General features: G+C 60.3%; 23 protein-coding genes and 1 pseudogene. 16 read left to right on the top strand and 8 right to left on the bottom strand.

What is annotated here, in order from left to right; all coding sequences use genetic code 11:
- Positions 1-17: 17 nt before the first annotated feature.
- Together J5Y06_RS00915 and J5Y06_RS00910 are read left to right on the top strand one after the other, a co-directional pair.
- A complete protein-coding gene (locus J5Y06_RS00915; RefSeq protein WP_245247610.1) occupies positions 18-1,055 on the top strand; it encodes a FecCD family ABC transporter permease in 1,038 nt (345 codons plus the stop codon).
- Positions 1,049-1,801, top strand: coding sequence for an ABC transporter ATP-binding protein (locus tag J5Y06_RS00910; protein WP_209333239.1), 753 nt, complete (start codon positions 1,049-1,051; stop codon positions 1,799-1,801). The genes J5Y06_RS00915 and J5Y06_RS00910 overlap by 7 nt, the downstream gene beginning before the upstream one ends.
- 133 nt (positions 1,802-1,934) lie before the next feature.
- Here J5Y06_RS00910 and J5Y06_RS00905 read toward each other — a convergent pair whose 3' ends face one another.
- Positions 1,935-2,825: a LysR family transcriptional regulator gene (locus tag J5Y06_RS00905; RefSeq protein WP_209333238.1), complete on the bottom strand. Its 891-nt coding sequence runs from the start codon at positions 2,823-2,825 to the stop codon at positions 1,935-1,937.
- A 105-nt stretch (positions 2,826-2,930) separates the two neighbouring features.
- Here J5Y06_RS00905 and J5Y06_RS00900 point away from each other — a divergent pair, with 105 nt between their 5' ends.
- Entirely contained in the window at positions 2,931-3,794 is an 864-nt protein-coding gene (locus J5Y06_RS00900) for an SDR family oxidoreductase (protein WP_209333237.1), read from the top strand.
- A 39-nt stretch (positions 3,795-3,833) separates the two neighbouring features.
- Positions 3,834-4,308 (top strand): annotated as a pseudogene (locus J5Y06_RS00895) (SRPBCC family protein).
- A 450-nt stretch (positions 4,309-4,758) separates the two neighbouring features.
- Here J5Y06_RS00895 and J5Y06_RS00890 read toward each other — a convergent pair.
- On the bottom strand, positions 4,759-5,241 hold the full coding sequence (locus J5Y06_RS00890; protein ID WP_342453375.1) for a LysR substrate-binding domain-containing protein: 483 nt from the start codon (positions 5,239-5,241) through the stop codon (positions 4,759-4,761).
- Positions 5,242-6,026: 785 nt separating this feature from the next.
- On the opposite strand from J5Y06_RS00890, the gene J5Y06_RS00885 reads away from it, so the two are divergent.
- Entirely contained in the window at positions 6,027-8,069 is a 2,043-nt protein-coding gene (locus J5Y06_RS00885; RefSeq protein ID WP_209333236.1) for a putative bifunctional diguanylate cyclase/phosphodiesterase, read from the top strand.
- Between the two features lie 413 nt (positions 8,070-8,482).
- Here the strand turns inward: J5Y06_RS00885 and J5Y06_RS00880 are convergent, their stop codons facing one another.
- Complete coding sequence (locus J5Y06_RS00880; RefSeq protein WP_209333235.1) at positions 8,483-9,583, bottom strand: saccharopine dehydrogenase family protein; 1,101 nt, start codon at positions 9,581-9,583, stop codon at positions 8,483-8,485.
- A gap of 129 nt (positions 9,584-9,712) precedes the next feature.
- Here J5Y06_RS00880 and J5Y06_RS00875 point away from each other — a divergent pair, with 129 nt between their 5' ends.
- The 3 genes from J5Y06_RS00875 to J5Y06_RS00865 all read left to right on the top strand — a co-directional run bounded on the left by J5Y06_RS00875 (position 9,713) and on the right by J5Y06_RS00865 (position 12,228).
- Positions 9,713-10,135 carry an Lrp/AsnC family transcriptional regulator gene (locus J5Y06_RS00875; RefSeq protein ID WP_209333234.1) on the top strand — a complete coding sequence of 141 codons (423 nt, stop codon included), beginning with the start codon at positions 9,713-9,715 and terminating at the stop codon, positions 10,133-10,135.
- A 150-nt stretch (positions 10,136-10,285) separates the two neighbouring features.
- Positions 10,286-11,176: a D-amino-acid transaminase gene (locus J5Y06_RS00870; protein WP_209333233.1), complete on the top strand. Its 891-nt coding sequence runs from the start codon at positions 10,286-10,288 to the stop codon at positions 11,174-11,176.
- Positions 11,177-11,190: 14 nt separating this feature from the next.
- The gene (locus tag J5Y06_RS00865; RefSeq protein WP_209334305.1) at positions 11,191-12,228 is read left to right on the top strand and encodes a DmpA family aminopeptidase; all 1,038 of its coding nucleotides are present in this window, start codon (positions 11,191-11,193) and stop codon (positions 12,226-12,228) included.
- 57 nt (positions 12,229-12,285) lie between these two features.
- On the opposite strand, the gene J5Y06_RS00860 is transcribed toward J5Y06_RS00865, so the two are convergent.
- Positions 12,286-13,206, bottom strand: a complete 921-nt coding sequence (locus tag J5Y06_RS00860; RefSeq protein WP_209333232.1) for a LysR family transcriptional regulator — start codon at positions 13,204-13,206, stop codon at positions 12,286-12,288.
- A gap of 258 nt (positions 13,207-13,464) precedes the next feature.
- Between J5Y06_RS00860 and J5Y06_RS00855 the strand changes: the two genes are divergently transcribed.
- The 7 genes from J5Y06_RS00855 to J5Y06_RS00825 all read left to right on the top strand — a co-directional run bounded on the left by J5Y06_RS00855 (position 13,465) and on the right by J5Y06_RS00825 (position 21,981).
- Positions 13,465-15,090: an amidohydrolase gene (locus J5Y06_RS00855; RefSeq protein WP_209333231.1), complete on the top strand. Its 1,626-nt coding sequence runs from the start codon at positions 13,465-13,467 to the stop codon at positions 15,088-15,090.
- 66 nt (positions 15,091-15,156) lie between these two features.
- Complete coding sequence (locus J5Y06_RS00850) at positions 15,157-16,749, top strand: ABC transporter substrate-binding protein (RefSeq protein WP_209334304.1); 1,593 nt, start codon at positions 15,157-15,159, stop codon at positions 16,747-16,749.
- 81 nt (positions 16,750-16,830) lie between these two features.
- Complete coding sequence (locus J5Y06_RS00845) at positions 16,831-17,766, top strand: ABC transporter permease (protein WP_209333230.1); 936 nt, start codon at positions 16,831-16,833, stop codon at positions 17,764-17,766.
- A 3-nt stretch (positions 17,767-17,769) separates the two neighbouring features.
- Positions 17,770-18,591 carry an ABC transporter permease gene (locus J5Y06_RS00840; RefSeq protein ID WP_209333229.1) on the top strand — a complete coding sequence of 274 codons (822 nt, stop codon included), beginning with the start codon at positions 17,770-17,772 and terminating at the stop codon, positions 18,589-18,591.
- On the top strand, positions 18,588-19,502 hold the full coding sequence (locus J5Y06_RS00835) for an ABC transporter ATP-binding protein (RefSeq protein ID WP_209333228.1): 915 nt from the start codon (positions 18,588-18,590) through the stop codon (positions 19,500-19,502). The genes J5Y06_RS00840 and J5Y06_RS00835 overlap by 4 nt, the downstream gene beginning before the upstream one ends.
- Positions 19,499-20,449 (top strand): ABC transporter ATP-binding protein, encoded by a 951-nt coding sequence (locus J5Y06_RS00830; protein WP_209333227.1) that lies wholly within the window; start codon positions 19,499-19,501, stop codon positions 20,447-20,449. The genes J5Y06_RS00835 and J5Y06_RS00830 overlap by 4 nt, the downstream gene beginning before the upstream one ends.
- 8 nt (positions 20,450-20,457) lie before the next feature.
- Positions 20,458-21,981, top strand: coding sequence for a M81 family metallopeptidase (locus tag J5Y06_RS00825; RefSeq protein ID WP_209333226.1), 1,524 nt, complete (start codon positions 20,458-20,460; stop codon positions 21,979-21,981).
- 969 nt (positions 21,982-22,950) lie between these two features.
- Here the strand turns inward: J5Y06_RS00825 and J5Y06_RS00820 are convergent.
- Together J5Y06_RS00820 and J5Y06_RS00815 are read right to left on the bottom strand one after the other, a co-directional pair.
- Positions 22,951-23,298: an antibiotic biosynthesis monooxygenase family protein gene (locus J5Y06_RS00820; RefSeq protein ID WP_209333225.1), complete on the bottom strand. Its 348-nt coding sequence runs from the start codon at positions 23,296-23,298 to the stop codon at positions 22,951-22,953.
- Positions 23,295-23,624: an NIPSNAP family protein gene (locus J5Y06_RS00815; protein ID WP_209333224.1), complete on the bottom strand. Its 330-nt coding sequence runs from the start codon at positions 23,622-23,624 to the stop codon at positions 23,295-23,297. The genes J5Y06_RS00820 and J5Y06_RS00815 overlap by 4 nt, the downstream gene beginning before the upstream one ends.
- A gap of 131 nt (positions 23,625-23,755) precedes the next feature.
- Here J5Y06_RS00815 and J5Y06_RS00810 point away from each other — a divergent pair, with 131 nt between their 5' ends.
- Entirely contained in the window at positions 23,756-24,478 is a 723-nt protein-coding gene (locus J5Y06_RS00810; RefSeq protein WP_209333223.1) for an ArsR/SmtB family transcription factor, read from the top strand.
- 279 nt (positions 24,479-24,757) lie between these two features.
- Here the strand turns inward: J5Y06_RS00810 and J5Y06_RS00805 are convergent, their stop codons facing one another.
- Together J5Y06_RS00805 and J5Y06_RS00800 are read right to left on the bottom strand one after the other, a co-directional pair.
- Entirely contained in the window at positions 24,758-25,549 is a 792-nt protein-coding gene (locus J5Y06_RS00805) for a DUF72 domain-containing protein (RefSeq protein ID WP_209333222.1), read from the bottom strand.
- Positions 25,550-26,215 carry an HAD family hydrolase gene (locus J5Y06_RS00800; protein ID WP_209333221.1) on the bottom strand — a complete coding sequence of 222 codons (666 nt, stop codon included), beginning with the start codon at positions 26,213-26,215 and terminating at the stop codon, positions 25,550-25,552. It lies immediately after the preceding gene.
- Positions 26,216-26,370 lie beyond the last annotated feature (155 nt).

The following is a 26,370-nucleotide window of genomic DNA, read 5'->3' as shown; positions in this document are numbered from 1 at the left end:
CGACAAGCCGCGCGCTGATGGACGGGCGGGTGCGCTATCGCGCTCTCGCCCTTCGCCGTACTGCGCTCCTCGCTGCGCTTCTTGCAGCGCTTTGCATCAGCGTTTGCGTGGACATGGCGCTCGGACCCGCAAACTATACCATTCAGCAGATCCTCGCCGCCTTGTTCAACGCTGCGTCTGTCAGCGATCAGCTTCGGGTTGTGGTGTGGGACATTCGTATGCCGATCGCCCTGATGGCGGTGACCGTTGGCGCATCGCTGTCGGTCGCGGGCGCGCAGATGCAAACGATCTTGGCCAATCCGCTCGCCAGCCCCTTCACACTCGGCATCTCGGCCGCAGCCTCCTTCGGCGCTGCGCTTGCGCTTGTCATGGGCACCGCGATCCTGCCCTTCGCGGTCACCTACATGGTACCGATCAACGCCTTCCTGATGGCCATGGCGGCGGCGATGTTCATCCATTTCGCCTCCACCATGCGCGGTGTCACGGTGGAAACGATCGTGCTGCTTGGCATTGCTCTGGTCTTCACCTTCAACGCGCTCCTGTCGCTGCTGGAATACCTCGCCTCCGAACAGGCGCTTGCCGCCGTTGTGTTCTGGACAATGGGCAGCCTGACCAAGGCCACCTGGGGCAAAGTCGCCATCACGGCGCTTGTTCTCATCGTCACGGTCCCCCTCTTCGCTCGTCAGGCTTGGTCGCTCACAGCCCTGCGCCTGGGCGAGGAGAAGGCGGCGAGCTTCGGCGTGGACGTGCGGCGTCTGCGCCTCACAACCATGATGACGGTCAGCCTTCTGGCCGCTATCCCTGTTTCTTTTGTGGGAACGATCGGCTTTATCGGCTTGGTCGGGCCGCATATGGCACGCATGCTCGTTGGCGAGGATCAGCGCTTCTTCCTGCCAGCCTCTGTTCTTTGCGGTGCGCTGCTCCTGTCGGTGACATCCGTCGTTTCGAAAACGTTGCTGCCGGGCGCGATCCTGCCGATCGGAGTGATCACCGCGCTGGTCGGCGTGCCCTTCTTCTTCGTGCTGATCTTCACGAGTCGAAAACGCGCATGGTAGCCATTGCCCTTGAAGGCCTCGGCGCTCGCTATGGGCGGAACACGATTCTCTCCGATGTCCAAACGGGCTCGCTGCCGGGAGGCTCGCTGACAGCAGTGATCGGACCGAACGCGGCCGGCAAGTCGACGCTCTTCAAGCGCATCGCAGGCCTGGTGACGGGGCCGGGCAGGATCCATCTGACTGGGGCCGAGGGTGAGGACGCCATCCGCTACATGCCTCAGGACACGGGCGGAAATGCGGTTCTCACCGTCTACGAGAGCGTGCTCCTCGCGGCAAAGCAGGGATCCGGCTGGCGCGTGGCCGACCACGAGCTTGGGGAGATCGACGCGATCCTCGCTGCGCTTCAGATTGGCGACTTGTCGTTTCGCGGTCTCGGCGAACTGTCCGGCGGCCAGCGACAGCTTGTATCGATCGCCCAGGCTCTCGTGCGAAGACCGCGCGTGCTTTTGATGGACGAACCGACCTCGGCGCTCGATTTGTACCGTCAGATCGAGGTGCTGGACTTCATGCAGCGGCGCGCCCGGGAAACTGGAATGGCGGTGCTTATCGCGCTGCACGACCTCAACCATGCGCTGCGTTATTGCGAGCATACGATTGTCATCGCTGATGGACGCATGCGGGCAGGTGGGGCCACGGCCGAGGTCATCACGCCCGCGATGCTGCGCGAGATTTATCGCGTCGAAGCGCGCGTCGAGACTTGCTCGCGCGGGCGGCCGCACCTCATTGTAGACAACACCGCGGCATGAGCCCGTGCCGCTATGTTGCCTCATCCGCCACGCGTCATCCGTTCGGACACGTCGTCCGCTCCCTTCTCGGCGCCTACGCCATGGTCACATCATTCGCTACGATCCGCCTGGGGAATCTGATCTGCGAACCGGTCTATCTGCCGACGTAGGCGGCGAGTTCGTCTGGCGTTCCCTTCGGAAAGGCTTGCTTCAGATGATCAAGAAACGCCGACACGCGCGCGCTGAGCAGACGCCGAGACGGATAAAGTGTCCAGATCGCAATGTCGGGCGCGTCCACATCGCCCCAAGTCACCAATGTGCCGTCCGCTACATCATGCATGACCAGCGAAAGGGGAAGGCGGGCAGCACCGACACCGGCCCGAACGGCGTCGCGAACGGCAACAAGTGATGAAAGGCCGAGAACCGGATCGACCGCGATGCTCGTGCGGCCACTTTCCGCCTTCAGGTGCCACGTCACCCGGTCACCTGTTGAGCGAACCACTGCGGCGATGGCGCTGCCGTCTGAGGGACGCGCCAAGTCAGGGCTTGCCACGACAACCAGACGGTCGTGCAGGAAGACCCGCCCGACAAGGCTCTCGTCCGGGTTTGGGTTGACCCGGATCACCAAGTCATACCCTTCCTCGATCATATCCACGGCACGATCCTCAGTTGTCACCTCAAGCCGCACCTCCGGGTATTTCAGTGCGAACCCGGCGGCGAGCTTGCCCATCGCAGTTTGCGAGAAAAGCAGGGGCGAACTGATCCGCAAACGGCCCTTCGGCTTTCCGCCACCGGAGGAAATAGCCGCCGCGGTTTCCTCCAACTCAAGCAGGAGCTGCCCGGCGCGTCCAAAGAGCGCCCGCCCTTCCTCCGTCAGCTTGAGCATACGCGCGCCGCGCTCAAACAAACGCAAGTCCAAGGTCGCCTCGAGCTCTGCCACCCGGCGGGACAGCGTTGCCTTCGGCCGCCCGGTGGCGCGTGCGGCGCGGCCGAACCCACCGTGGCGGGCGACGAGGATGAAATCGGCAAGCGCAAGAAGGTCCATTACGTTCCACTCATGAGACGGACCATCCAAAAATAGCGTCTATTGCGGCGCATGTGGATCGCTAACTTCCAGGGCAGCCAAACGGCTCAACCCAGGAGTGACCACATGACCATTCTCGTAACCGGCGCCACCGGCAATGTCGGCCGCAACGTCGTCGAACAACTCGTGAACCGCGGCGCCGAAGTGCGAGCCCTGGTTCGCGATCCGGCCAAAGCCAGCTTTTCCGCAGACGTGGAAGTCGTCCAGGGCGACCTGCTCGACGTGGACTCGCTTCGCCGTGCCTTCTCGGGCGTCTCCACATTGTTCCTGCTGAACGGAGTGGTGGCGGAGGAATACACTCAGGCGCTGGTCGCATTGGCCATCGCGAGAGAGGTCGGCATCGAGCGGATCGTCTATCTCTCGGTGATCCACAGCGACGTGTATGTGAACGTCCCGCACTTCGCCGGCAAGTTCGGAGTCGAGCGGATGATCGAGCAGATGGGCATGAACGCCACCATTCTGCGTCCCGCCTACTACATGGACAACGAGATCACGATCAAGGATGTCATCACCGGCTACGGCATCTATCCGATGCCGATCGGCCACAAGGGCATCGCCATGATCGACGCCCGCGATGTTGGCGAGATTGCTGCGATCGAACTGATCCGACGCGAGCACTCTGCCACGCCGCTGCCGCTCAACCGCATCAATCTGGTCGGACCCGACACGTTGACGGGCACTGATGCCGCGGCGATCTGGTCAGACGTTCTTGGCCGGCAGATCGCCTACCCGGGGGATGACACCGCAGGGTTCGAGCAGAACCTGCGCCAGTTCATGCCTAGCTGGATGGCACTCGACATGCGCCTGATGGCAGAACGCTTCCTGTCTGACGGCATGATCCCGGCCGCTGGCGACGTCGATCGGCTGACCAACCTGCTTGGCCGTCCGCTGCGCTCTTATCGCGACTACGCCGCCCAGATCTCCGCTTGAGCCCTGCTCCACCAATCTTCAATCCAAGGAAACACGATCATGATCTATTCGAGCGCAACTGTTCCGGTGAACCCCGACGGCGCAACCAAAGCTCACGCGCGAACAGGCCTGGAAGGGTCTTGAGCTGAAAGCCCGCGATGCGCGCCTGTTTCTCCCGGCTGGCCTTTGCACGCGCTGCGACATTGTGGAGGAGAGCAATACCCACTTCGTGCGCGAAGCCACAATCGCCGGCGCCGATCTGCGCGAGATCATTACCCTCGAGCCGCAGAACAAGGTGACCTTCTTTCAGGCGACCGGCCCGCGCGAAGGCGCAATCATCAACGAGCTGTTCGAGGATGACAGCGGGGCGCTTCAGCTTCGGTTCTATTGCTACATCGGCCTCCGCGACAAGGAGCCGAACGGCCCCGAGGAACGGGCCGAGCAGGCGCAGTTCGACAGCGACAAGGGTTACAAGGCCGCCCTGCTGTCAACGCTGAAGCGCACCCGCGAGATGCTCGCCGAAGGCAAGCTTTGATCCTCACCCCTCATCATTCAAAAACTCAGGAGAACTCACATGACCGATGTCTGGTCCGCGATAAAGCTCGGCAACCTGCCACTGCCGCACCGCCTCGCGATGGCGCCGATGACCCGCAGTCGGGTTTAGGCCGATGGCACGCCCAGCGATCTGGCACCCGAATACTGAAGGAGTCACCTATGAAGACAACACAATTCTCATCACGGCGGCGGCACCGGGATCGGCGAGGCGCTGGCCTCCTTGGGAGGCAGTCGTAAGTGTGATTCTAACTGGAACGCAGCTATTCGTGTGGCTGACCCTTAGAGCTGACCGTCCGCTCCCAGCCCTGTCTCCAGCCGTGGCGAAACATTTCCCACGGGCGACTGGTAAGCAGGCACCAATGACTGAGAATGGGTCGAAAGCCGACCGGCAGCTTTTGGGCGACACAAGCCTTAAGCTGCTGCTGACGAGTCAGGTGGATCCCGATGCCATATCATGCGATTGGCTCAACAGCGTCCGCTCCTTATGCAGGGCATCTGCCATCTCCTTGACGATCCTAGAGCGCTTCTGGTTTGGGAAGAGCATCAGCGTCCGGAAACTGACAGACGGCGCGAATGGTCTAAGGACGAGTCCACGGTCGGTGAAACCTATCGCCGTCACCGGATCAACGATACCGCAACCCAGTCCCGCTAGCACCATCGCGCAGATCGTACTGGAATAGGCGGTCTCGACTACGACTTGAGGTGCGACGCCGTATTTGTGGAAGATGGCCTCGGCCTCGTGACGTGTCGTATCCTCCGGAGCCAGCGCAACGAATGGCAGTTTGTCGAGGTCGGCTGGATGGACGACAACCTTTTCCGCCGGAGGATGGCCCGGCGGGATGGCGAGCGTAGCGTGAATTTCCGCAAATGGTTGCGCATCGACCCCGTTGGTGTCGACTTCGTCCGCAGCGATCTCGATGTCGAGTTGATTGGCCGTAGGCGCATCCAGAAAAAGGCCGCCCTCGCTGCAGCAATTTGAGCCAGACGTGCAAATTCCAGAGTCAGGTAGCCCGTTCCCTCGCGAGACCTTTTCACCGGAAAAGTCCTCGGTTCGCGAAGGAGTACGCCTTCCATGACGTTCCCATAGAATGCCGCAACTACCTCCACATCTCTGCTAACCCAATTGATGAGACGAATATGGTGGGCTCCTGAACGCGACCCTTGTCGAACTGGTTGCGCTTAGTGGCACAGGGAAGACCGCCGCGGGATACCGGCGTCGTCGTTGGCAGCTCAGTGCCTGAAGGAGAACATTTTGCAAGCGGCCACTAACGACTTCTACAGCCTTATAGGAGACGGTGCTTCAGTGGCGAAGCTGGCGCGAGATGCTGCGCGGAGAAGACATGTCAGGGATCTTCAGAGTTATCGATGATGCCTTGGACCTGCAGGTCGGGATAGACGCCACCGACGAAGCCATGGCTGGGCGGTTTCGCTCCCAGCAACTAGCCTCCATTTCCCACCTGACGGTGCCTATGATGCTCGCGAACATCGCGATCGCCGTGGTCATCGGATGGAGCCTTCGCTATTCTCCCCGCATCAGTCTCGTGGTTGCCTGGCTACTGCTAATCGTCACGCTTGCTGCGGTTGCAATCCGATCGGTCGCCAAAAGAACGAGCTCGAAATCCCAGGCATCGAAACCGTGCGACAAGCCGGGCGATCCGCAACGCGGTTTTCCTCGGAGGAGCTTGGGGCCTCCTGCCGATGCTGCTCATCGGGAACGAGGATCCGACCCTGCGCCTGCTGGTAAATACCGTCATCATGGGGATGATCTGCGGCGGAGCCTTCGCGCTGGCGGCGCTGCCACAAGCCGTCGTGGGGTTTATGGTTCCGCTTATCGCCGGGTCGGCGATTTTCATGATAACAGATGCGGGGCCGGTAAACGGCATCTTCGCAATCATGTTTGGGATTTTGACTGCCATCATCATGGCAGGCTCGCTCCTCCATTCAAAGATGTTGATCCGCCGCGTTGCAGCCGAGTTGGAGGCGCGGGAGAAAACCTCCGTTATCGAGTTGCTGCTCAAGAGCTTCGAAGAAAATTCCTCTGATTGGCTATGGCGCATCGACGCTGAGCGACGCTTACGTGATGTGTCTAGCCGCTTTGCAGAAGCTGCTGGCACGGATCAGAAAGAGCTAGAGGGTGCGTCGATTCAGAAGCTTCTGAAGAAGCTGCAGTCTCTTGGCACCGCTGCTGCCAAGGATCTTTTGCTGAACATCCGTGCACGTCGAGCGTTCAAGGATGTCACCATCCCCATCTCCCTCGGCGGTCAACAGCTATGGTGGCGTGTGACAGGGGAGCCCTGCTTCGATGAGACAGGAGCCTACATCGGTTACAGGGGCGTCGCGTCTGATGTAACCGACACTAAGCTGGCCGAGCAGCGGCTATCGTACTTGGCTCATTTCGACCCATTAACAGGGTTAGTGAACCGCGCGAGTTTCTACGATCTTATCGCGGATCACTTTGCCCAAAGTCGCTCCGGATCGTGCTTCGCAGTTCATTTCATCGACCTTGATCAGTTCAAGGCTGTGAACGATACGATGGGACACGCAGCCGGCGACCGACTCCTGGAAGAGATCGCGGCTCGGTTTTCATCCGTAGTTGCACCGCCAGATACTCTTGCGAGGCTTGGGGGTGACGAGTTCGCCGTGCTCCAGCGATCAGGTACGTCCACCGATGCCGCAGCTGCCTTGGCGCAGCGTCTCATCGACGCCTCGGTCCTGCCAGTCGAAGTTAACGGCGACATCTTCAGGGTCAGCGCGTCCATTGGAATTGCAATGGCACCCTCCAACGGCGCCGATGGGGAAACTCTTCTTCGTAGTGCGGATCTTGCTCTTTATCAGGCAAAGGACGCTGGTCGCTCGACATTCTGCTTCTTCCATACAGGGATGGATGACATCGCCCAGGAGCGTCGGCTTCTGGGGTCTGAGTTGGCGAGCGCGCTTGAAGCAGGAGAGTTGTGCCTTCATTTTCAGCCTCTGATTGCCGCCGGTACTGGTGAACCCGCCGGGTTTGAGGCGCTCCTCCGCTGGCAGCATCCAACCCGCGGGCTTGTTCCTCCTTCAACGTTCATTCCAATTGCAGAGCAGACTGGACTGATCAAAGCGATTGGCGGCTGGGTGATAGAGGAGGCATGTCGAACGGCGTCATCCTGGCCGGAACATCTGAAGGTGGCAGTTAACCTTTCGCCGGCGCAGTTCGAAGGCTCCAGCATTGTCGAAGCAGTGCGAAGCGCGATCACGGAGGCCCGGCTAGACCCCCAACGGCTTGAGCTAGAAATAACCGAGAGCCTTTTTATCGCTCAACCCGAGGACGTCTTGGACAAGCTGAGGCAACTGAAGGGGATGGGCATCTCCGTTGCAATGGATGATTTCGGGACCGGCTACTCCAGCCTTTCCTACCTTTGGAAGTTCCCCTTCGATCGCCTAAAGATGGATCGCTCCTTCGTCTCCGCGATCGAGCATGACCGGATCGCATGCGATATCCTTCGGGCCATAAGCTCTCTCGGACGCTCGCTCGGCATGTCTATTACCGCGGAGGGGGTGGAGACAGAGGCGCAGGCGAAGTTCCTGCAGGGGATCGGATGTGATCAGCTGCAAGGCTTTCTCTTCTCTCGACCTCTGCCGGTTGAGAACATGCCGGTCTACTTTCTTCAGCCTGTGATCCGCAGGCATCGGGGAGAGGCTGGCGCACAACCGGATGCAGGACTGTTTCTGAAGACGGGCAACCAAGCCCGCTCGCCGCTTTGAAGCACCTATGCGAAAAACGACGGCTTTCCTGCAAATACAACCTCGAAGCGGACCGTCTGGAGACGGCCCCAAGGTTAGGCAGAGCTGTTCTCCAGCTTGTGCGGCCAGAATGGGTGGGAGCAGCCCGTCGGCTTTTTAGCGTAGACGTTGCAGAAGCTGACGGTGGACAGTCAGAGCAGTTGCTTGCGTGGTTCGGCACCGCAATGATCGCCGCCAGTCCCGCCGCTGCTTCAGCAAAGAGCCGCAACCAATCTTGATAACACCAAGCAAGAACGAACAATGATGCTGGCTTGCGAAAAAGTAACAATCTTATTCTGCAGGAGGCAATGTATCACAGAAGAAGTGTCGATATATCGTTAAATACGAGGTCCGGGCGCGATGGCGGGGTTCAGACAGAAAGAGGTTGCACGGCATCAGGCTGCCTTCTGGGCAGCCCTTTCAATTGCGTAGTGTTGGCCGAAACGGTTCTTTAGAAAAGCTTCCAAGCTTACGTCTTCTTGCCGCACGAAACCGCTTTGCGGAAGTTCGCCGCCCGCCAGCATGTCAAGAACGGCGCAGATGGCCGCGGCCGTGGTGATCTGGATGGCGCTGTAGAGCTTACCGCCGATCAGGCCGCTGTAGATCTTCTGCGCATGCGTTTCCTGGACGAGGCGCCCAGCCTTGTAGCCGCTGACCGTCACAAAAACCACGACCACATCCTGGCTGGTGGAGGGAAGGGACTTTTCAAGGATGTCCTTCAGCGTGTCGCGACGGCTGCGAAGGTTCAGGTCGTTGAGCAGCGTCTTCATGATCGCGGCGTGTCCAGGGTAACGAATGGTCTTGTAGTTGAGGGTGCGCACGCGACCGGCATAGGTTTCGCAAAGCGTGCCTAGGCCACCCGAGGTGTTGAAGGCCTCGTAGGTCATGCCATCAAGCGAGAACTCCTCCCGCTCCTCCATGGCTGGAACCTTGGTCAACTGGCCCTCGACCACTGCTTCGCAGGGCTCGATATACTCGTTGATGACGCCGTCCGTGCTCCAGGTCAGATTATAGTTGAGGGTGTTGGACGGATACTGCGGTAGCGCACCCACACGCAAACGGACCGTTTCCAACGCGTCAAAGCGGCGAGCGAGATCATTTGCAAGGATCGAGATGTAGCCCGGCGCCAGACCGCATTGCGGGATGAAGGCCGACCGAGCGTCCTTTGCCAACTGCTTGACGTGCCGGGTGGAAGCCACGTCCTCGGTCAGGTCGAGATAGTGGATGCCCGCAGCGGCAGCGGCATCGGCGATGCGGGTCGTCAGATGGAAGGGAGCTGCGCTCAGAACGGCAAAGCGGTCGGAAAGCAGGGTGCCGAGCGCCTGTGCGTCGGTGATGTCCACCACCTGCGTGCTGATCGCTCCATGCTGATCGATCGTTTCGAAGCGGCTGGCGTCGCGGTCGCACACGGTGATTTCGTAATCTCCCGCATTGGCAAGCATGCTGGCGATCGTGGAGCCGATGTTTCCGGCGCCAACAACAACAATCTTCTTCATAGGGAAGCCCTTCCGACCGTAAGCCCATAGCCAGAAGGACACAGCCCACTTGGCATTTCAAACCGTGCAAGTGATAAGTTCGACTGCAGGTTTCCGTCGATGTGCCAAGCAAAGTCAGCAAAGTGACCAATGAGCAAGGATGAAGAACTGTTGTCGCTCCTGGCGGAAAACGCCCGCCTTCCGATTGCCGAACTGGCGCGCCGGCTGAACCTGTCACGCACAACCGTTCAGGCGCGGATCGAACGACTGGAGCGGACCAAAGTGATCGCAGGCTACACACTGCGGCGTGGCGCTTTGGCCGAGAAGGCGGTGGTCAAGGGACATGTGCTGATTACCGTGAAACCAAAGTCGGCGGCGCGCACGATCGCTGAACTTTCCGCCATGCATCAGGTGCGTACGCTGCATTCGGTTAGCGGCGAGTTCGACCTGATCGCGACCGTGGCAGCGGAGTCGGTCGAGGCGCTCGATCGGGTCATCGACGCGATCGTCGAACTGGATGGTGTCGAGCGTACGCAGACCTCCGTGATCCTTGCAACGAAGGTGGAGCGTTGAGGCTCACGTCCCGCTGCGGCTGGAGACCTTCTCGTCGCCGGGAAGAACAGGCTAGGTGCTTTCGGCATCAAGTCTTGCGATATTGGAATTGGCGCCGCTTCGGCAGCCTTGGCATCTACAAGAGGGTTGGCTGGATGCTGGGCGGTACGGATGTCGGAAGCGGAGCAGGTTTATTGCAACAAGGCCTTCGTGCCGAAGAGCGAAGCGCGGATCAGCGTTTTCGATCGAGGCTTCCTGTTCGCGGACGCCATCTATGAGGTCACCGCGGTTTTGGGCGGTCGGCTGATCGACAACGATTTCCACCTGAGCCGCCTTGAGCGCTCATTGACGGAACTCGGCATGCCGCTGCCCCTGTCGCTGGCTGATATCGAAGCTGTCCAGTCGGAACTCGTGGCGCGCAACCGGCTCGTGGAAGGAACTGTGTATCTGCAGGTTTCGCGAGGGAAAGGAGAACGCAACTTCCTTTTTGCCGACGATCTCGAGCCCACCTTTGTTGCGTTCACCAGTGCCCGCCGGCTTTCTCCCACGCAGGCGCAGGAAAAGGGGATCGCCGTGGATCTGGTTCCTGATCCGCGCTGGTTGCGGCGCGACATCAAGACCGTGATGTTGCTGGGACAGGTGCTCGCCAAGCGCGCCGCCAGTCAGGACGGCTTCGAGGATGTGTGGTTCTTCGAGAACGGGCAAGTGACAGAAGGCGGTTCGGCAACCGCCTTCATCGTGACCAAGGACAACCGCGTCATCACACGCCCCAATTCACATGCTGTGTTGCCTGGCTGTACAAGCAAGGCTCTGAGGCTTCTGTGTGAGTCAGAGGACATCTTCTTTGAAGAACGCGCCTTTTCGCCTGAAGAAGCGTTCCAGGCCGCTGAAGCTTTTGCCACCTCCGCCTCGACCTTCGTGACGCCCGTTGTACGAATAGCGGAACAAGTGATCGGCAACGGCCGGCCAGGACCGCTGACGCGTCGTTTGCAGGAGCTCTACTTGCGGGCAGCGCGAGGGGAACTGGACCGGCCGACGGGTGCACCGAAAGCGTTCGCATGAAAAGGGTGGGCAAGATGATGGCCGCACGGCAATTCGGCTTTCATGTCGGGCGCCTTGCGCCGGGCGCTCTTAACGTGATCACCGACGTTCCGGGTGTTCTGGTTGGGCACACAACGCTCGCAGAGGGCACAACAGCCACAGGTGTCACAGCTGTATTGCCCCACGGCGGCGACCTGTTTCAAACCAAGGTGAGAGCGTCAGCCGATATCATCAACGGTTTCGGAAAATCCGTCGGGCTGATGCAACTGGCCGAACTCGGCACAATCGAAACGCCCATACTGCTGACGAACACGTTTTCCGTTGCGACCTGCGCGGAAGCGCTGATCAAGCGTGCCGTCGAAAGCAATCCCGGAATCGGCCGTGAAACAAGCACCGTCAATCCGCTTGTGCTGGAATGCAACGATGGCAGGATCAACGATATCCAGGCCATGAGCGTCAGCCTAAAGGACGCTTGGGCTGCGCTGGACGCGGCAAGCACCGGTTCCGTGCAGCAAGGCAATGTCGGCGCAGGTACCGGCATGACCTCCTTCGGCTTCAAATCTGGAATAGGCAGTGCATCCCGGCTGATTTCGATTGCAAGCCGCTCCTTCACTGTGGGTGCACTGGTGTTGTCCAACTTCGGCAGAGCCGGGGACTTGATCCTGCCGGACGGGCGCAGGGCCGACCCTCGGCAAGCAAAGCAGCCTGAGAGCGGGTCGATCATCATCATTCTTGGCATGGACGTGCCGCTGGACAATCGGCAACTCAGTCGGGTGGCGCGTCGCGCTGCTGCCGGCCTTGCACGCCTCGGCTCCTTTTGGGGGCATGGTAGCGGAGATATCTCGATAGCCTTCACGACTGCGGATCCGGTGCTGCACAGTTCGGCGTCGCCCTTCATGTCCATCGAGCGCATCCACGATGGGAGCATTGATCTCGTGTTCGAAGCTGCTGTGGAAGCCACAACCGAAGCGATCTTGAACGCCTTGTGCTTCGCGTCGCCTGCACGGGGGCGCGATGGTCGCATGGTGCCGGCCTTGGGTGACTGGCTGACACAACACGCCACCGACTTCTGACGGCGCGCGTCCGGCGGGAAGCTGGTGGGTTCTCAGATCAAGGACCGTCTGCCGCTGTTAACCGCCGGCGGCCTGCCAAAGCGCTTCCAGCACGCCGCTGCGCTTGTTTTCCGAACTGCGGTAAAGCCGGATCTCAAGATCGAGCGTCCATCCGGGATCTGCCGAGCAGGCGACAAGCGCCTTTTTGCGCAGGTCATTCTCAACGAGGCTCTGCGGCAGCCAGCAAACTCCCGCACCCGTCAAGGCGAGCTCCTTGAGGCCAGCACTGATCGTGCTTTCGTGAATGGTTTGGCGCTTGAACGGCGTTCGCCTCGAGAACAAGTTGCCGAGGGCAACTCCGAAGAACGAACTGAAGCCGTAGCCGAGGTAAGGCAGCAAGCGCTCGGCAGCATCTGGCTGATCCATGATGTTCTCGGCCAAAGCCACCGACTGGTTGACGTGCAGTGCCGGCGCAGCAACTGGGATCAGGCGGTCAGAGCCGATCACAAGATGCGCAAACCTTTTGCGATCAAGATGAAACGGAACTTCGCGGCTCGCATAGGTCAGAAAGAAGTCAGCTTCGCCGTCAATCAAAGCGGCAAGATTTGCTTCGATACCGCCGCGGTCGGCGATGAACGACGTGCCGAACCTGCGGCTTGTACGCTGGATCTTCTGCAGCCAGACGGGAAAAAAGGTGACCGTCAGCGTGTGAAGTGCCGCAAAGCGCACCAGGCCCTGTTCTGCAGGTGGACGCAGCGTTTCCCGCGCCGTGTAAAACATCCGGATCGCGTCCTGAGCCAGGGGAAGAAAGTTCCGCCCGGCCGGTGTCAACTCAGCCGGCATGGTGGCGCGACTGATCAGGGGCGCGCCCATCCAGGTTTCAAGTTGCTTGATACGGCGGCTGAAGGCAGGTTGTGTGACGTTGCGTATTTCCGCCGCCCGCGAGAAGCTTGAGGTCTCTGCAAGCGTCACGAAGTCTTCGAGCCATTTGATTTCCATAGGACAGTTCCTGGGCTGCAGACCGCCGGAAGAAGCGGCGTGACCATAACGGAAGCTCAAGGTTGCGCTATGCAAAATTTGCATGAGATTTTGCGAGAAGCGAATTGGCCACGCCCGCGCATACGTCGCATCGTAGGTTCAACAAGCAGTTGTGCAGTAGTCACTGGCAACAGCTGAAACGAAACCAGGCCAGGCCAGGCCCGGTGCTGGTGGGGGAGGATGGTGCCTGCGGGTACTGCCGGGGAGAACAATAGCAGCATGCAATCCTCTCATGAGGCAGATCTTGTTTTGCGCGGAGGCAGGATTTGGACCGGCTATGGCAATCCGATCGTCGAAGCAGTTTCGATCCGCGGCAACTTGGTGTTGGCGACAGGGTCTGATGCCGAAGTAGCAGCCTCGTGTGGTCCTAACACGAAGATCGTGGATCTGGATGGACGCTTCGCGATGCCGGGCCTGAACGATGCGCATCTGCATCTGATCTCCACCGGGCTGTTGCGGGGCAAAGTTGATGCAACACCCGCTGCCGCGCCAACGCGAGCTGCCTTGGTGGCTGCCTTGCAGAAGCGCGCTGCCGAAACTCCAAAGGGCGGTTGGGTCACCGCGCGCGGCTTTGACCAGACGCGATACGATGACGGGCTTATGCCGACCGCGCAAGAACTCGATGCGGCTTTGCCAGATCATCCGGTGTCCGTCACGCGCGCTTGCGGCCATGTCACTGTCGCCAACTCGCGGGCGCTGTCGTTGGCGGGCATAGACATCAACACGCCCGATCCAGACGGCGGCGTTATCGGGCGGCAAAACGGCCATCTGACGGGACTGCTTGCAGAAAACGCACAGGACCTCGTTTACAACGTGCAGCCGACGCCGGCGCTGGATGAAATCGTTGGCGCGATTGAAGCCGGCAGTCATCACCTGCTTCAGTTCGGCATCACCTCCTGCATGGATGCCGCCACAGGCCAGATCGACGGCATGACCGAGATCGACGCCTATCAAAAGGCCGAACGAGCGGGCCGGCTGCAAGTCCGGGTCTGGGCTACGCTTCTCGGCGATCCCGCCACAACAATCGTGGAATCCTGTCACGCGGCAGGTTTCGTCTACGGCTCCGGCAGTGACATGTTCCGCATCGGCGGCGTGAAGGTTTTCACGGATGGTTCTGCGGGTGGGCGAACAGCCTGGATGCGGCAGCCCTACAGCGGCGAACCACAGAATTTTGGCGTCCAGATGCTGCCGGATGAGCAGCTGTTTGAACTGGTGGATCGCTATACGGCGCTGGGCTACCCGATGGTTTGTCACGGCATCGGTGATGCTGCCATCGATCAGCTTGTGCGCGCCTATGAGCGTTTGCGTGCGGCTGGGTCGAGCCATTCTCTTCGTCACCGCATCGAGCACTGCGGCTATGCCGATGAGGCACTGAACCAGCGGATGCTACAAGCCGGCATTCTGCCCGCGCCGCAGCAGGCCTTCATCTACGACTTCGGCGATGCCTACATCTCGGTTCTAGGACCGGAGCGCGGCCTTCGCTCCTATCCGATCGCAACATGGGACCGGCTTGGAATGAAACCATCCACCGGCAGCGACTCGCCTGTGTGTTCGCCGAACCCCTTCCCGAACCTATACGCGATGATCACCCGCAAAACCCACAAGGGGACGGTGATGGACGCTTCGGAAATCCTGACGCCGGAGCAGGCGCTCCGCGCTTACACTGAGCATGGCGCCTATTCCCAGTGCGCGGAGCAGGTGAAGGGACGTCTGGAGCCGGGGATGCTGGCCGACATCGCTGTGTTCTCGAATGATCTCCTGACCGCTTCGCCCGAGGATATCCTTCAGGCGACGTACTGCGAGATGACGATCCTCGACGGTCGCATTGTTTACGAGAGGGCGTGACGAACGCCTGCGCAAAGGTCCGACGGCTGACTGATCACAGAACCACAAGGGGAAACAAGAATGATGATGATGACAAGATTGAGCCTGATCTCGGCATTGATGCTCGGGACTGCAACGATCGCCTTGGCACAGGATGCCAAGCCGCAAGATGGTGGCAAGCTCGTGTTCACCGCGCCCTACGGCAACTCCATCACCTCGCTCGACATCACGGCGACGCCGCATACGCAAGACGAGATTGTCGCCAAAGCCATCAATCGCTCGCTCTACAAATGGAACCCGGAAAGCGGCAAGCCTGAGCTTGATCTCGCGGAGTCCGTGGAGAAGTCGGCAGACGGCAAGACCTATACTTACAAGCTGAAGGATGCGACCTTCCACAACGGCGACAAGTTCGACGCAGATGATGTGATCTGGTCCTACAACCGCCTCGCCGATCCCAAGAAGGCGCTGCCAGGCGCCGAACAGATGCTGCAGATCGCCGGCGTCGCCGAGTTCCAGGCCGGCACGGCCACTGAAATTTCCGGACTGAAAAAGATCGACGACAAAACGATCGAGATCACCACCACCAACCTGGCTGATCCAGGCTGGAACCTGATGTCGAATTACGCGCCGATCTATTCCAAGGATTACCCGGAAGACCAGCTTGCATCGAAGCCGAACGGGCTCGGCCCCTTCAAGCTGGCAAACTACGTTGCCGGCTCGAAAGTCGAGTTGGAGAAGTTCGAGGACTACTTCGAGGGGGGCAAGCCGCACCTCGACAAGCTCGATATCATGCTGATGGGTGAGGCTTCGGCACGCGACGTCGCTTTCCGCAACGGCGAGATCGACGTCAACATCCTCGGACCGGTTCAATATGAGGCTTACGGCGAAGATCCGGCTCTCAAGGACCGCATCCTCGAAGTGGCAGAGGTTTACACGCGAAACATCGGCTTCAACCAGAACGTCGAAGCGTTCAAGGACAAGCGCGTCCGGCAGGCAATCAATCACGCGATCAACAAGGATCTGATCGTCGAGAAGCTGCTCAAGAACAAGGCTTATCCAGCGGTCTCCTGGTTGCCGATCTCGTCTCCCGCCTTCGACAAGGACGCGGAGCCATATGCCTATGACCCGGAAAAGGCCAAGGAGCTTCTCAAGGAAGCCGGATTCGAAACGGGCCTGAAGTTTGCCGTCACGGCGACGCCAAACGAAAGCTGGGGGATCCCCATCGTCGAAGCGATCATTCCAATGCTGGCGAAGGTTGGCGTGGAAGTCACGGCAGACCCGGTGGAAAGCGCCGTTCTGTCCGACAAGATCCTGTCCGACAACTTCCAAGCCTATATCTGGTCGAATTCGTCAGGCCCGGATGCACTGAAATACCTGACCTGCTTCCATTCCCAAACGCCGCAAACCGCTTGTAACTACGTCAAGTTCTCCAATCCCGAGTTCGACAAACTCCTGGATCAAGCGGGCAGTGAAACCGATGCTGCCAAGCAGATCGACCTTCTGAAGCAAGCCAACAATCTCTTGCAGGAGGAAGCGCCGCTCTGGTTCTTCAACTACAACAAGGCTGTCATGGCTTACCAGCCCTGGGTTCATGGTTTGAAGCCGAACGCCATGGAGTTGGCGGTCCAGGACTATGAGGATCTCTGGATCGACGCAGACGCGCCGGCATCGCGCAAATAGGCCTGCATGAAGGCAGGCGGTACCGGTGTTCCGGTGGCGCCTGCCTTCAACCTGGTCTTTGGGGAAAGGCAGCCTTCGCGCATGATGCGCTTCATCCTTCGTCGTACGCTGCAGATGATTCCGACCTTGCTTGTGGTCGTGCTCATCATCTTCGTCATTTTCAGCGTCGTTCCCGGCAGCTTCATTTCGAGCCTGATGTCGGAAGGGCGCAATGCCACGAATGCGGACGTGATGGCGCACCTCAATCAGCAGTTTGGCTTGGACAAGCCGCTACTGGTTCGCCTGTGGGATTATCTCTGGGGCCTGGCGCATTTCGATCTCGGCATTTCTTATCGGACCCGCGAGCCGGTTTGGAATGTGATCGAACCCCGGCTTTGGCCTTCGATCAAGCTTGCATTGGCGGCGATGTTTTTCGCGGCGCTCGTGGGAATTCCTCTTGGCTTCGTCGCGGCGCTGAAGCCCGGGAGCGTGATCGACACCGGTACGATGATGGTGGCGATCTCGGGCCTGTCCCTTCCCGAGTTCTGGTTCGGCCTGTTGCTGATGTATGTTTTCGCGCTCCAGCTCGGATGGCTGCCAAGCTTTGGCTACAACGCCGACAGCTTTCAGCACCTTATCTTGCCCGCTATTGCGCTGGGCGTATCTCCAATGGCCCTGTTGGCGCGAACGACGCGCGCCGGCGTGCTCGATGTGATGAATGCCGATTTCGTCCGCACCGCGCGTGCCAAGGGTGTTTCGGAGCCGCGTCTGGTCCGCAGTCATGTCGCCCGCAACGTGCTGGTGCTCGTTCTCACAACACTCGGACTGCAGGTCGGCTCGCTGATGGGGCAGGCGATCGTGATCGAGAAGCTGTTTTCCTGGCCAGGCATTGGCTCGCTCCTCGTGGACAGTGTTGCCGCACGCGACATCCCTGTTGTTCAAGGCGCGGTGATCGTGATCGTCCTCTGGTTCCTGGTCATCAACATGCTGGTTGATGTGGCTTATGCCGCGGTGGACCCGCGGATCAAGGTGACCTGATCCATGCGGCTGCGGTTCAATCTGGTGCTCGGGCTGACGCTCGCATTGCTTGTTATCGTATGCGCGCTCGGGGCGGGATGGATCGCGCCCTACGATCCGGTGCTTCATGCAGATCTGATGAATTCCGAAATGCCCCCGAGCTGGGAGCATCCGATGGGAACAGATGGACAAGGGCGCGATGTCTTTTCCCGCGTGCTCTATGGTGCGCAGGTGTCACTAACAGTTGGCCTCGTTTCTCAGCTGATCAACTCGTTCATCGGCACAGCGCTGGGCGTGTCGGCGGGTTATTTTGGCGGATGGTGGGATGACCTGGTCAACGGCTTGACCAATGTCATGCTGGCCATCCCCTCGCTGGTCTTTGCGCTCGCGATCATGGCAGTGCTTGGACCCGGTCTGCCCAGTCTCTTGATCGCACTCGGGCTGACAAACTGGTCCTGGACCTGCCGCATCGCGCGGAGCAGCACATTGTCGCTCAAGAACCAGGGCTTCGTTCAGGCCGCCGTTTCCGCAGGTTTCGGCGACTTCAACATCATGCGAACCCAGATTCTGCCGAACATCCTCGGGCCGGTTCTCGTGATGGCGACGCTTGGCATCGGAAGTGCGGTTCTGGCCGAAGCAGCGCTTTCCTTTCTCGGCGTAGGCATTCGGCCGCCACAGCCCAGCTGGGGCAACATGCTGACCGACGCACGCGAGCTTCTTCGTGCCGCTCCCTGGGCTGCCATCTATCCAGGCTTGGCCATCTTCATCACCGTGCTTGGCTTCAACCTCCTTGGCGACGGAATGCGAGACCTGTTGGATCCTCACATGAGGACACGAAAGGTATGACACACAAGGAGTCCGAGCCTGTTCTGTCCGTACGTGATCTGCGCATCGGGATCGGCAAACAGAACGCGATCCTGCACGGGGTTTCCTTTGATATCCTACCCGGCGAAACCTATGGCCTGGTAGGGGAATCCGGATCGGGCAAAAGCATCACCGGCCTTTCCGTCATGGGGCTGCTGAAGCGTCCCTTGCAAGTAACCGGCGGATCGATCCTGTTTCGCGGGCAGGAACTTCTGACCTTGAACAGCCGGGCCAGGCGGCGCTTGCGGGGAGACCGCATGGCGATGGTCTTCCAGGAGCCAATGACGGCGCTCAACCCCTTGGCGACGGTGGGTCGGCAGATTGCCGAGATGTTCGTCATTCATCGCGGACTCCGCTGGTCGCAAGCGCGCACAAAGGCGGTCGAGGCGCTCGAGAACGTCCGCGTGCCCAGCCCCGAAGAGCGTGCCCGCTCCTATCCGCATCAGCTTTCCGGTGGCATGCGCCAGCGCGTCATGATTGCGATGGCCTTGGCCTGCCGCCCCGATCTGCTGATTGCGGACGAGCCGACGACAGCACTCGATGTGACGGTGCAGGCGGGCGTGCTCGAGCTGATTGCCGAGCTTTCCCAGGCCGAAGGAACAGCCGTCCTGCTGGTCAGCCACGACCTGGGAGTGATTGCCAACATGTGCCGGCGCGTCGGCGTCATGGATCAGGGACGGCTTGTGGAGGAACAGGATACCCGCGCGCTTTTTGAAAGGCCGCTGCATCCCTACACCAGGGGCCTTCTTGCGGCACGCCCAAGGCTGGGGTCCCGCACGCTTGCGCAACGCGGTCGTTTGACGGAGCTCGACGAAGTTGTTTCCAGCGACGAGCGCGGACGCGACCAGCCTACGCTGGTGACGCCGCGTGTTTTTTCAGGAGCGACGCCGTGAGTGGGCCCTTGTTGGAGGTCCGCGACCTCCACGTTCACTTTCCAATTTCCCGCTCGTTTCCGTTTGCACCCAAGCGGACGCTGAAAGCGGTGCAAGGCGTCAGCCTTACCTTGAACCAGGGCGAGTGCCTGTCAATCGTGGGCGAGTCCGGCTGCGGCAAATCCACGACAGCCCTCACCATCATGGGGTTGCAGGAGCCCACGTCAGGGGAGATCCTTTTTAAGGGCAAGCCGCTGACCGGACCGAACGCTCCGGCCCGCAAGGATCGCGCCCGCATTGCGCAGATGGTGTTCCAGGACCCTTACGCGTCCCTCAACCCACGCCAAACGATCGGCCGCATGTTGTCTTCCCAGCTTGCGCTGCACGGGATCGCCAGCGGAAGCGACGCCAACCACCGCGTCGCCGAAATGCTGACGCGCGTTGGCTTGACGCCCGATCACGCCAACCGTTTCCCGCATGAGTTTTCCGGCGGGCAGCGCCAGCGCATCGGGATAGCCCGCGCCTTGATGCTTGACCCGAAGATCTTGGTGCTGGACGAGCCGGTTTCAGCGCTCGACGTGTCGATCCAGGCCCAGGTCATCAACCTGCTGATGGACCTGCAGGAAACGCTGAAGCTCAGCTACATCATGATCTCGCACGATCTCAGCGTCGTCGAGCACGTCAGTGACCGGGTTGCCGTCATGTATTTCGGGCGCGTGGTGGAGGAGGGCCATTGGCATTCGATCTTCAGCCGCCCGACCCACCCTTACACGCGCCGCTTGATCGGTTCGGTTCCCGATCCAGACGCTGTTCTGACGGGTGCTCGCCCCGTGCCGGATGCTGAGCACCTTCCGTCGGACGCCATCTTTTTTCCAGACCTCTCGCACCCCGCCGATCCTCACGTGGAGGATGCGCCAAGCCACCTTGTCCCGATCGGGCCCGACCACCGGGTCCGGCTTGCAAAATAGAGACTGCCATGACGTTTACCGTTCTCACCTGCGAGTTCATGCACGAGAGCAACACGTTCTCACGTTCGCTCACCGATATGCCGCAGTTCCAGGTGGACACACTGCATTATGGCGATGACGCGATCCGCGTCCGTCGCAACGCCAACACCGAACTCGCAGGCTTCATGGATGTTGCGGAGCCAGCAGGCTGGACCGTCATCCACGCCGTGTCGGCGCATGCCGTGCCCGGTGGGCGCGTCGCGAAACGGGCTTATGAGCACATTGCAGGCGTTGTTCTGGAAGCGGCACGCGCAAACAAGGATCAACTAGACGGGGTGTTCCTCGGATTGCACGGCTCCATGGTGCCCGACTTCTGCCAGGACGGCGAAGGCTATCTCCTTGGCCTTCTGCGGGAAGAACTCGGAACCAGCATCCCGATCGCAGCCACGCTTGATCTTCACGCCATGGTCTCCGAGGACATGGTGCGACACGCAAACATCCTGGTGTCTTTCAAGACCTACCCCCACGTCGACATGCGTGAAACCGGCGCGCACGCTGGCCGGATCCTGGGTCGCGCCATGGAGGGCCAGATCGCGCCGCGTACAATTCGGGCGCACGTCCCCATGCTCGATGAAGCCAACTCCGGCCGCACGGATGTTCCGGAAACGCTTGCGCTATACGACCATGCCCGCGCGGCAGAAGCTGACGGGTTGCTTGCGGTGTCGGTAAACGCCGCCTTCACGGGCGCAGACGTGTTCTGTGTGGGTCCGACGGTTCTGGCGACCTATGACAGCCTTGACCGGGATGCAGAAGCAAAAGCAAAGCGCGTCACATCGGAACTCGCCGACCGAATTTGGAACGGGCGCACGAAAAAGCGCAACGTCTTCATCGACGTCGAGGAAGCGGTGTCCGAAGCGCGAAACTGGCGCGGCGAAAAGCCTCTCGTAATCGCCGACTATGCCGACAACCCAGGGGCGGGTGCTTACGGGGATTCAACAGCGCTTCTGAAGGGGCTGATCGACGGAGCGGTTGAAGATGCGGTCTTTGCGCCCTTGGTCGATCCCTCTGCGGCGCAGACGTTGCACCGCTCCAAGGAAGGGGACATCGTCACGATTATGATTGGCGGCAGAGGCGATCCCAAGTTCGGGGGCGGACCTCTGAACGTCACGGGCGTTCTGCGCAAGCTTTCTGACGGTCAGTACACCGGCGATGGGCCAATACAGGGTGGCTTGAAGCACAGCTTCGGGCCGACGGCCGTGCTCGACGTGGACGGCATCGAAGTGCTGATCGTATCCGAAGCCCAGCAGATGGTGGACCTGCAGCAGTTGCGCGCCTTCGGCATCGAACCGGAATCGCGCCGCGTGCTCGCGCTGAAGTCGATGCAGCACTTTCGCGCGGCGTTCGAGCCGATCGCCGGAAAGGTGGTCGTTTGCGATGCCGGCGGTTTGGCGACGCCAAGGGCTGAGCGCCGTGCCTACAACCAGGTACCTCGACCCTTGTGGCCGATCGACAAGGACTTCGAACGGACCGACGCGGGCAAGCTGCTAGCTTAGCTGGAGCGTCGGGGCGGATCGATGGAAAGACGATGCCTGAACAATAAGGCAACCGTTTTGCTCCGCCCAGCATGGTACAATATCCGCGGTCAGTGAATTCGGAGACATCGCGGCAACCGGCCCTCCCTGCATGGAGAGCGGCAGCACCCATACATACGGGCTGGACAGGCGCAGCCTTCTCTTCAAGTCGTCTCCGCAGGAGTAGGAGGCGTGTTTCAAGGTTGTCCTTGTAGTCCGGCAGGCGCCCTCCGGGCGGCGCCATTGGCGCCGGAGGGGCGGTGGCCGCGCCTACTTCCACCTCGCTTTCGGCAACTGCAACCGCCGCCGCCTGTGTGCTCTTCGCGGAAAGCCCAAAACGGTTCGCCTTCACTCGGGAAGACCAGTTTGCGTTTGCAATTATCGCAGCACTCTCCGTTCCACTTCGCGAAGCTGATCGCTGCATTGCACTCAGCCAACGTCCTATGATCGTAGTGCTTTCGGGCCTACTGCGCGCTTAGGAGGCGAATGGTCAGCTGAGTGGCAAGCGACTGAGATATCCTGCCGACAATGGATTGGGAGACGAATGGCAGTTATCAGTTGTGCTGGATCCTGAGAGCAACCGTCCGCTGTTGGCCCCCTTTCAGTCAAAGTTTGCCTACCGGCCAAAAGAGGGTGTCGGGTGGGCTCCTCCAGACTGGCAGGTCTGAAGCAGATCCATTTCTTGGCGGAAACTGCCGACTTTAGGTCACGAGACAAACGTCTGCTTTCCCTGCCTTAGTTCCTGGGAGCAGACAAACCGCTTCCGGCCCCAGAGCTGCCTCAGGAAATCATTTCCCAAGCGGGATAATGGAGCGGGCGCCAGTGACGGAGCGTGGGTGATTTCCTGACTTTCGGCTTTGGAGAGGGCGTCAGCAGAAGACTGCATTGGCGAAATGCTGGATCATCGTAAGCGGTGTCCGCTCGACTACGGACGCTAGCTGTTGTCGTTGGTCAAATCGGATGAGCTGACCGGCTGTCGGATGGGGCTTCGATCCGGTCTGCCAACCCGTAGTCGCGCGTGACGGCTGCGATGCGCAGGCGATAATCCCGAAATACTCCTGCTCTTCCACGCGCTTGTGTCGCCCGGTGAACAGGTCGGTTCCGCCAGCTTTCGATTGCTGCCTCGTCCCGGAAGAAGGACAGCGACAGGAGCTTGCCCGGTTCGGACAAGCTCTCGAAGCGCTCGACGGATATGAAGCCGTCCACCTCGGCCAACTCTGCGCGCAGCTTGGCGGCGAGTTCCAGATAGGTGTCCTGCTCGCCCTCGGCAGGCCAGACCTCGAAGAGGACGGCGATCATCGCCGCACCAGGGAACTGTGTGGGGCCGAGACGAGCTTCAGGAACATTCGATCTTCTCGGTGGATAAACCGCTCCCGCTTGGCGAACTCATAATTCTCCTGCCCTGCCGCATCAGCCGCGAGGCGCGCCCGGTAGGCTTCGTATGCCGCTAGACTTTCGACGTGATAGACGCCGTATGCAACGATGCTGGAACCCTCGTGAGGCGCGAAATAGCCGACGAGATCCGCTCCGCAGCGCGGGATCGCTTCTCCCCAGGTCCGCGCGTAGGTCTCGAAGGCTTCTCGTTTGAACGGATCGATTTCGTAGCGGATGAAGCAGGTAATCACGGCAGACTCCTCGCGAGAAGGCTAAAGCTAAGTTGGCCCTCCTGTCATAGTTCACGTGACGCACCGAATGCTTCGCTCGCGGCCGAACTGTCCCGTGATGACGAAGCTTGATCCGGCTGTTAGGATCAGACATGGGAAACATGGCCTCTGGAAACACGATCGCAGAAGTCGCCGCGCTGATCGGTGACACGGCCCGTGCAAACATCCTGTCGGCGCTGATGGGCGGACAGGCTCTCACCGCCGGTGAACTGGCTCGCCATGCCGGCGTCACGTCGCAGACGACCAGCGGACATTTGGCTAAGCTCGCGGACTCCGAGCTCGTCGCTTTGGAGAAGCAGGGTCGGCATCGGTACTACCGGCTGGCGACACCCGACGTTGCACAGGCGATCCATGCTTTGATGACGGTCGCGGCGAACGGGCCGAAGCGTCACCACCCGATCGGCCCGCGCGACGAAGCTTTGCGCAACGCGCGCACCTGCTACGATCATCTCGCGGGCAGATTGGCGCTTGCGCTGGCCGACGTGCTTTGTGAACGAGGGCACCTGACGCTGACGGACGGCGCAGGGTTCGTCAGTGCTGAGGGCGAGCGCTTCTTTATGAGGTTCGGGATCGATCTGGCCGCCCTCCAAGGTACGTCGAAACGACCCTTGTGCCGCACCTGTCTCGACTGGAGCGAGCGACGCCCACACATTGCCGGTAAGCTCGGTGCCGCGCTCCTTGATCGCTTTCTGGAACTGAAGTGGGTCGAGCGCGTGCCGGATAGCCGAGCTCTCCGGGTTACTGTACCTGGGCGATCCGGCTTTGCGTCGACCTTCGATATGTTCCTCTGCGATCCTCAGTCTCGACGTGCTTGAGCCTTCTGAGATCGTCATCCTGTGCCCGGCCAGCCTCAGCGTTCCGCTCTCTGATAGCCCAACAGCAGACGCTCCGCTTCCGGCCCCAGATCTGCCTCAGGATATCATTTCCCAGCGCGTCTGATTGAGCGGGCGCCATTGATTCGGACTGGTGGGAACGGGACAGGCTGTTCGTGCCTGGTTAGCCACGGGAAGGAGACGTTGAAGCCGAGTCCGTCGTAGGTCGATCCCTAAGCCGTTCTGTTGGACGTGGTCGAAATCCAGCAGAGATACTCGCTTTCATTCGTCAGGCGCCACGGACTTGCATAAGACGTCGGTGAGCGCCAAGGCGTTTATTGCCGCGGCGGAGGCGGCTGTATTGTCGAAAATACACCAGGTTTGGCCCCCCGAGGCGGCTGCGGCCTCGAGCGTTTTGGCGATCTGTTCCAGCCGGCCATCATCATAGCTGGAGCGATAGACGATGGGGGAGCCATGCAGGCGGTAATAACGCAGCCCCGAGCAACCGCCTGGACCGCTTGCCTGAGAAAACAGGGGAGGGTCAGCCGCTACCCGAGCAATTTGGCGGTCGATTAGGAACCGCTCCGCTAGCGCTTCGAACCAGCTGACATGGCGGGGCTCGCAGGCGATCGCGCAGGAGAACGTTGCAGATAGCCTCGCGAAGAGCCGATCCATCTCTGCACGTCCGAAACTTCGCTTGGGCGGGAACTGGACGAGCACGACGCCCAGTCGGTGTCCGAGGCCATGAACTTCTTCCGAGAAGCGATGAACGAGAGCGTCCTGCTCTTCGGCTGACGCCGCGTGAGAGATTGACTTCGGAAGCTTAACTGAAAACCTGAAGTCCTGCGGAACGCTTTCTGCCCACCTCTCGTAGGTCACACGACGGTGCGGCTTGTAGAACGACGAATTGATCTCCGCTGCACGAAACGTGGTCGCGTAACGCTGCAGATGCGTCCCTTCACCGGGGAACCGGTCTGATACGGCTTTGGGGATGTTCCAGCCAGCCGTCCCGACGCGCAAGGTGCAGGGACCGACGCCATTCGTTACCTCAGCGGCGGCGAAGCTCGGCTCCATCTATTGGGCTAGCGGAGAGTTGTCGAAGCCGGCCAGCAAAGCGGCTACGTCGTCGTAAAGTGCTAGGGGGCCGGCATGCCGAAGCACCTCGTCTGAAAAGTTGCCCGACCGCACGGCAACGGCGGCGATCCCGCATCGGGTGGCTGCCTGAACATCATAGGGCGTGTCACCCACCACAAGAACCTGATCTGATGTGAGTGGCGCCACTTTTGCGAGAGCCGACGCGAAGATGTCGGGCGCAGGCTTTGTGTGCTCGACGTCGTCCGCGCTGGTGGTCGCCGCCACGAGATCACGCGCCTTCAAAAGGTCGAGGTAGTGGTCGAGATCGCCAGCCGACGCCGAGGACGCCAGCACCGCCAGTTTGCCTGCCGCGCGGACACGGGCGAGAAGGTCATGGGCGCCTGGAAAGGCCTTTACGGCCTGAAGGAACTTCCGCTTGAAGATCTCGCCATGGACTTCTCCGAGCTTCTTCAGCATTTTTTCGTCAGCCTCTGGAAGCAAGGTCGGAACGAGCATGTCTGTGCCCTTGCCGATCTGTTCATGAATAGCGGCTTTATCGAACTTTGCTCCGACGCTGGCGAAAGCCTCCTGCCAAGCAAGGACGTGCATGTCGTTGCTCTCGACGAGCGTGCCGTCGATGTCGAAGATTACGGCTTTGATAATCATAAGGCAGGGACTTCAAATAGGGGCGATGAACTCAGGCGCTTACTAGGTCGCAATGGATCGCTTCCATGTCATCGCCTACCGGAGCATCCCAGCCTTCCGGGCCAGGATAATTCAGCCAGCAAACCTAAAGGACTGAAGTCTGTTCCATGCCTTCC

This window comes from Tianweitania sediminis, from assembly GCF_017813335.1.
GTDB lineage: Bacteria > Pseudomonadota > Alphaproteobacteria > Rhizobiales > Rhizobiaceae > Tianweitania > Tianweitania sediminis.
This window is presented reverse-complemented; position numbering and strand designations above follow the sequence as displayed.

Bases quoted from the DNA above. Each gene is read 5' to 3' on its own strand.
- J5Y06_RS00915 (WP_245247610.1), top strand. From the start codon at position 18: ATGGACGGGCGGGTGCGCTATCGCGCTCTCGCCCTTCGCCGTACTGCG.
- J5Y06_RS00910 (WP_209333239.1), top strand. From the start codon at position 1,049: ATGGTAGCCATTGCCCTTGAAGGCCTCGGCGCTCGCTATGGGCGGAAC.
- J5Y06_RS00905 (WP_209333238.1), bottom strand. From the start codon at position 2,825: ATGGACCTTCTTGCGCTTGCCGATTTCATCCTCGTCGCCCGCCACGGT.
- J5Y06_RS00900 (WP_209333237.1), top strand. From the start codon at position 2,931: ATGACCATTCTCGTAACCGGCGCCACCGGCAATGTCGGCCGCAACGTC.
- J5Y06_RS00885 (WP_209333236.1), top strand. From the start codon at position 6,027: ATGCTGCTCATCGGGAACGAGGATCCGACCCTGCGCCTGCTGGTAAAT.
- J5Y06_RS00880 (WP_209333235.1), bottom strand. From the start codon at position 9,583: ATGAAGAAGATTGTTGTTGTTGGCGCCGGAAACATCGGCTCCACGATC.
- J5Y06_RS00875 (WP_209333234.1), top strand. From the start codon at position 9,713: ATGAGCAAGGATGAAGAACTGTTGTCGCTCCTGGCGGAAAACGCCCGC.
- J5Y06_RS00870 (WP_209333233.1), top strand. From the start codon at position 10,286: ATGTCGGAAGCGGAGCAGGTTTATTGCAACAAGGCCTTCGTGCCGAAG.
- J5Y06_RS00865 (WP_209334305.1), top strand. From the start codon at position 11,191: ATGATGGCCGCACGGCAATTCGGCTTTCATGTCGGGCGCCTTGCGCCG.
- J5Y06_RS00860 (WP_209333232.1), bottom strand. From the start codon at position 13,206: ATGGAAATCAAATGGCTCGAAGACTTCGTGACGCTTGCAGAGACCTCA.
- J5Y06_RS00855 (WP_209333231.1), top strand. From the start codon at position 13,465: ATGCAATCCTCTCATGAGGCAGATCTTGTTTTGCGCGGAGGCAGGATT.
- J5Y06_RS00850 (WP_209334304.1), top strand. From the start codon at position 15,157: ATGATGACAAGATTGAGCCTGATCTCGGCATTGATGCTCGGGACTGCA.
- J5Y06_RS00845 (WP_209333230.1), top strand. From the start codon at position 16,831: ATGATGCGCTTCATCCTTCGTCGTACGCTGCAGATGATTCCGACCTTG.
- J5Y06_RS00840 (WP_209333229.1), top strand. From the start codon at position 17,770: ATGCGGCTGCGGTTCAATCTGGTGCTCGGGCTGACGCTCGCATTGCTT.
- J5Y06_RS00835 (WP_209333228.1), top strand. From the start codon at position 18,588: ATGACACACAAGGAGTCCGAGCCTGTTCTGTCCGTACGTGATCTGCGC.
- J5Y06_RS00825 (WP_209333226.1), top strand. From the start codon at position 20,458: ATGACGTTTACCGTTCTCACCTGCGAGTTCATGCACGAGAGCAACACG.
- J5Y06_RS00820 (WP_209333225.1), bottom strand. From the start codon at position 23,298: ATGATCGCCGTCCTCTTCGAGGTCTGGCCTGCCGAGGGCGAGCAGGAC.
- J5Y06_RS00810 (WP_209333223.1), top strand. From the start codon at position 23,756: ATGGGAAACATGGCCTCTGGAAACACGATCGCAGAAGTCGCCGCGCTG.
- J5Y06_RS00805 (WP_209333222.1), bottom strand. From the start codon at position 25,549: ATGGAGCCGAGCTTCGCCGCCGCTGAGGTAACGAATGGCGTCGGTCCC.
- J5Y06_RS00800 (WP_209333221.1), bottom strand. From the start codon at position 26,215: ATGATTATCAAAGCCGTAATCTTCGACATCGACGGCACGCTCGTCGAG.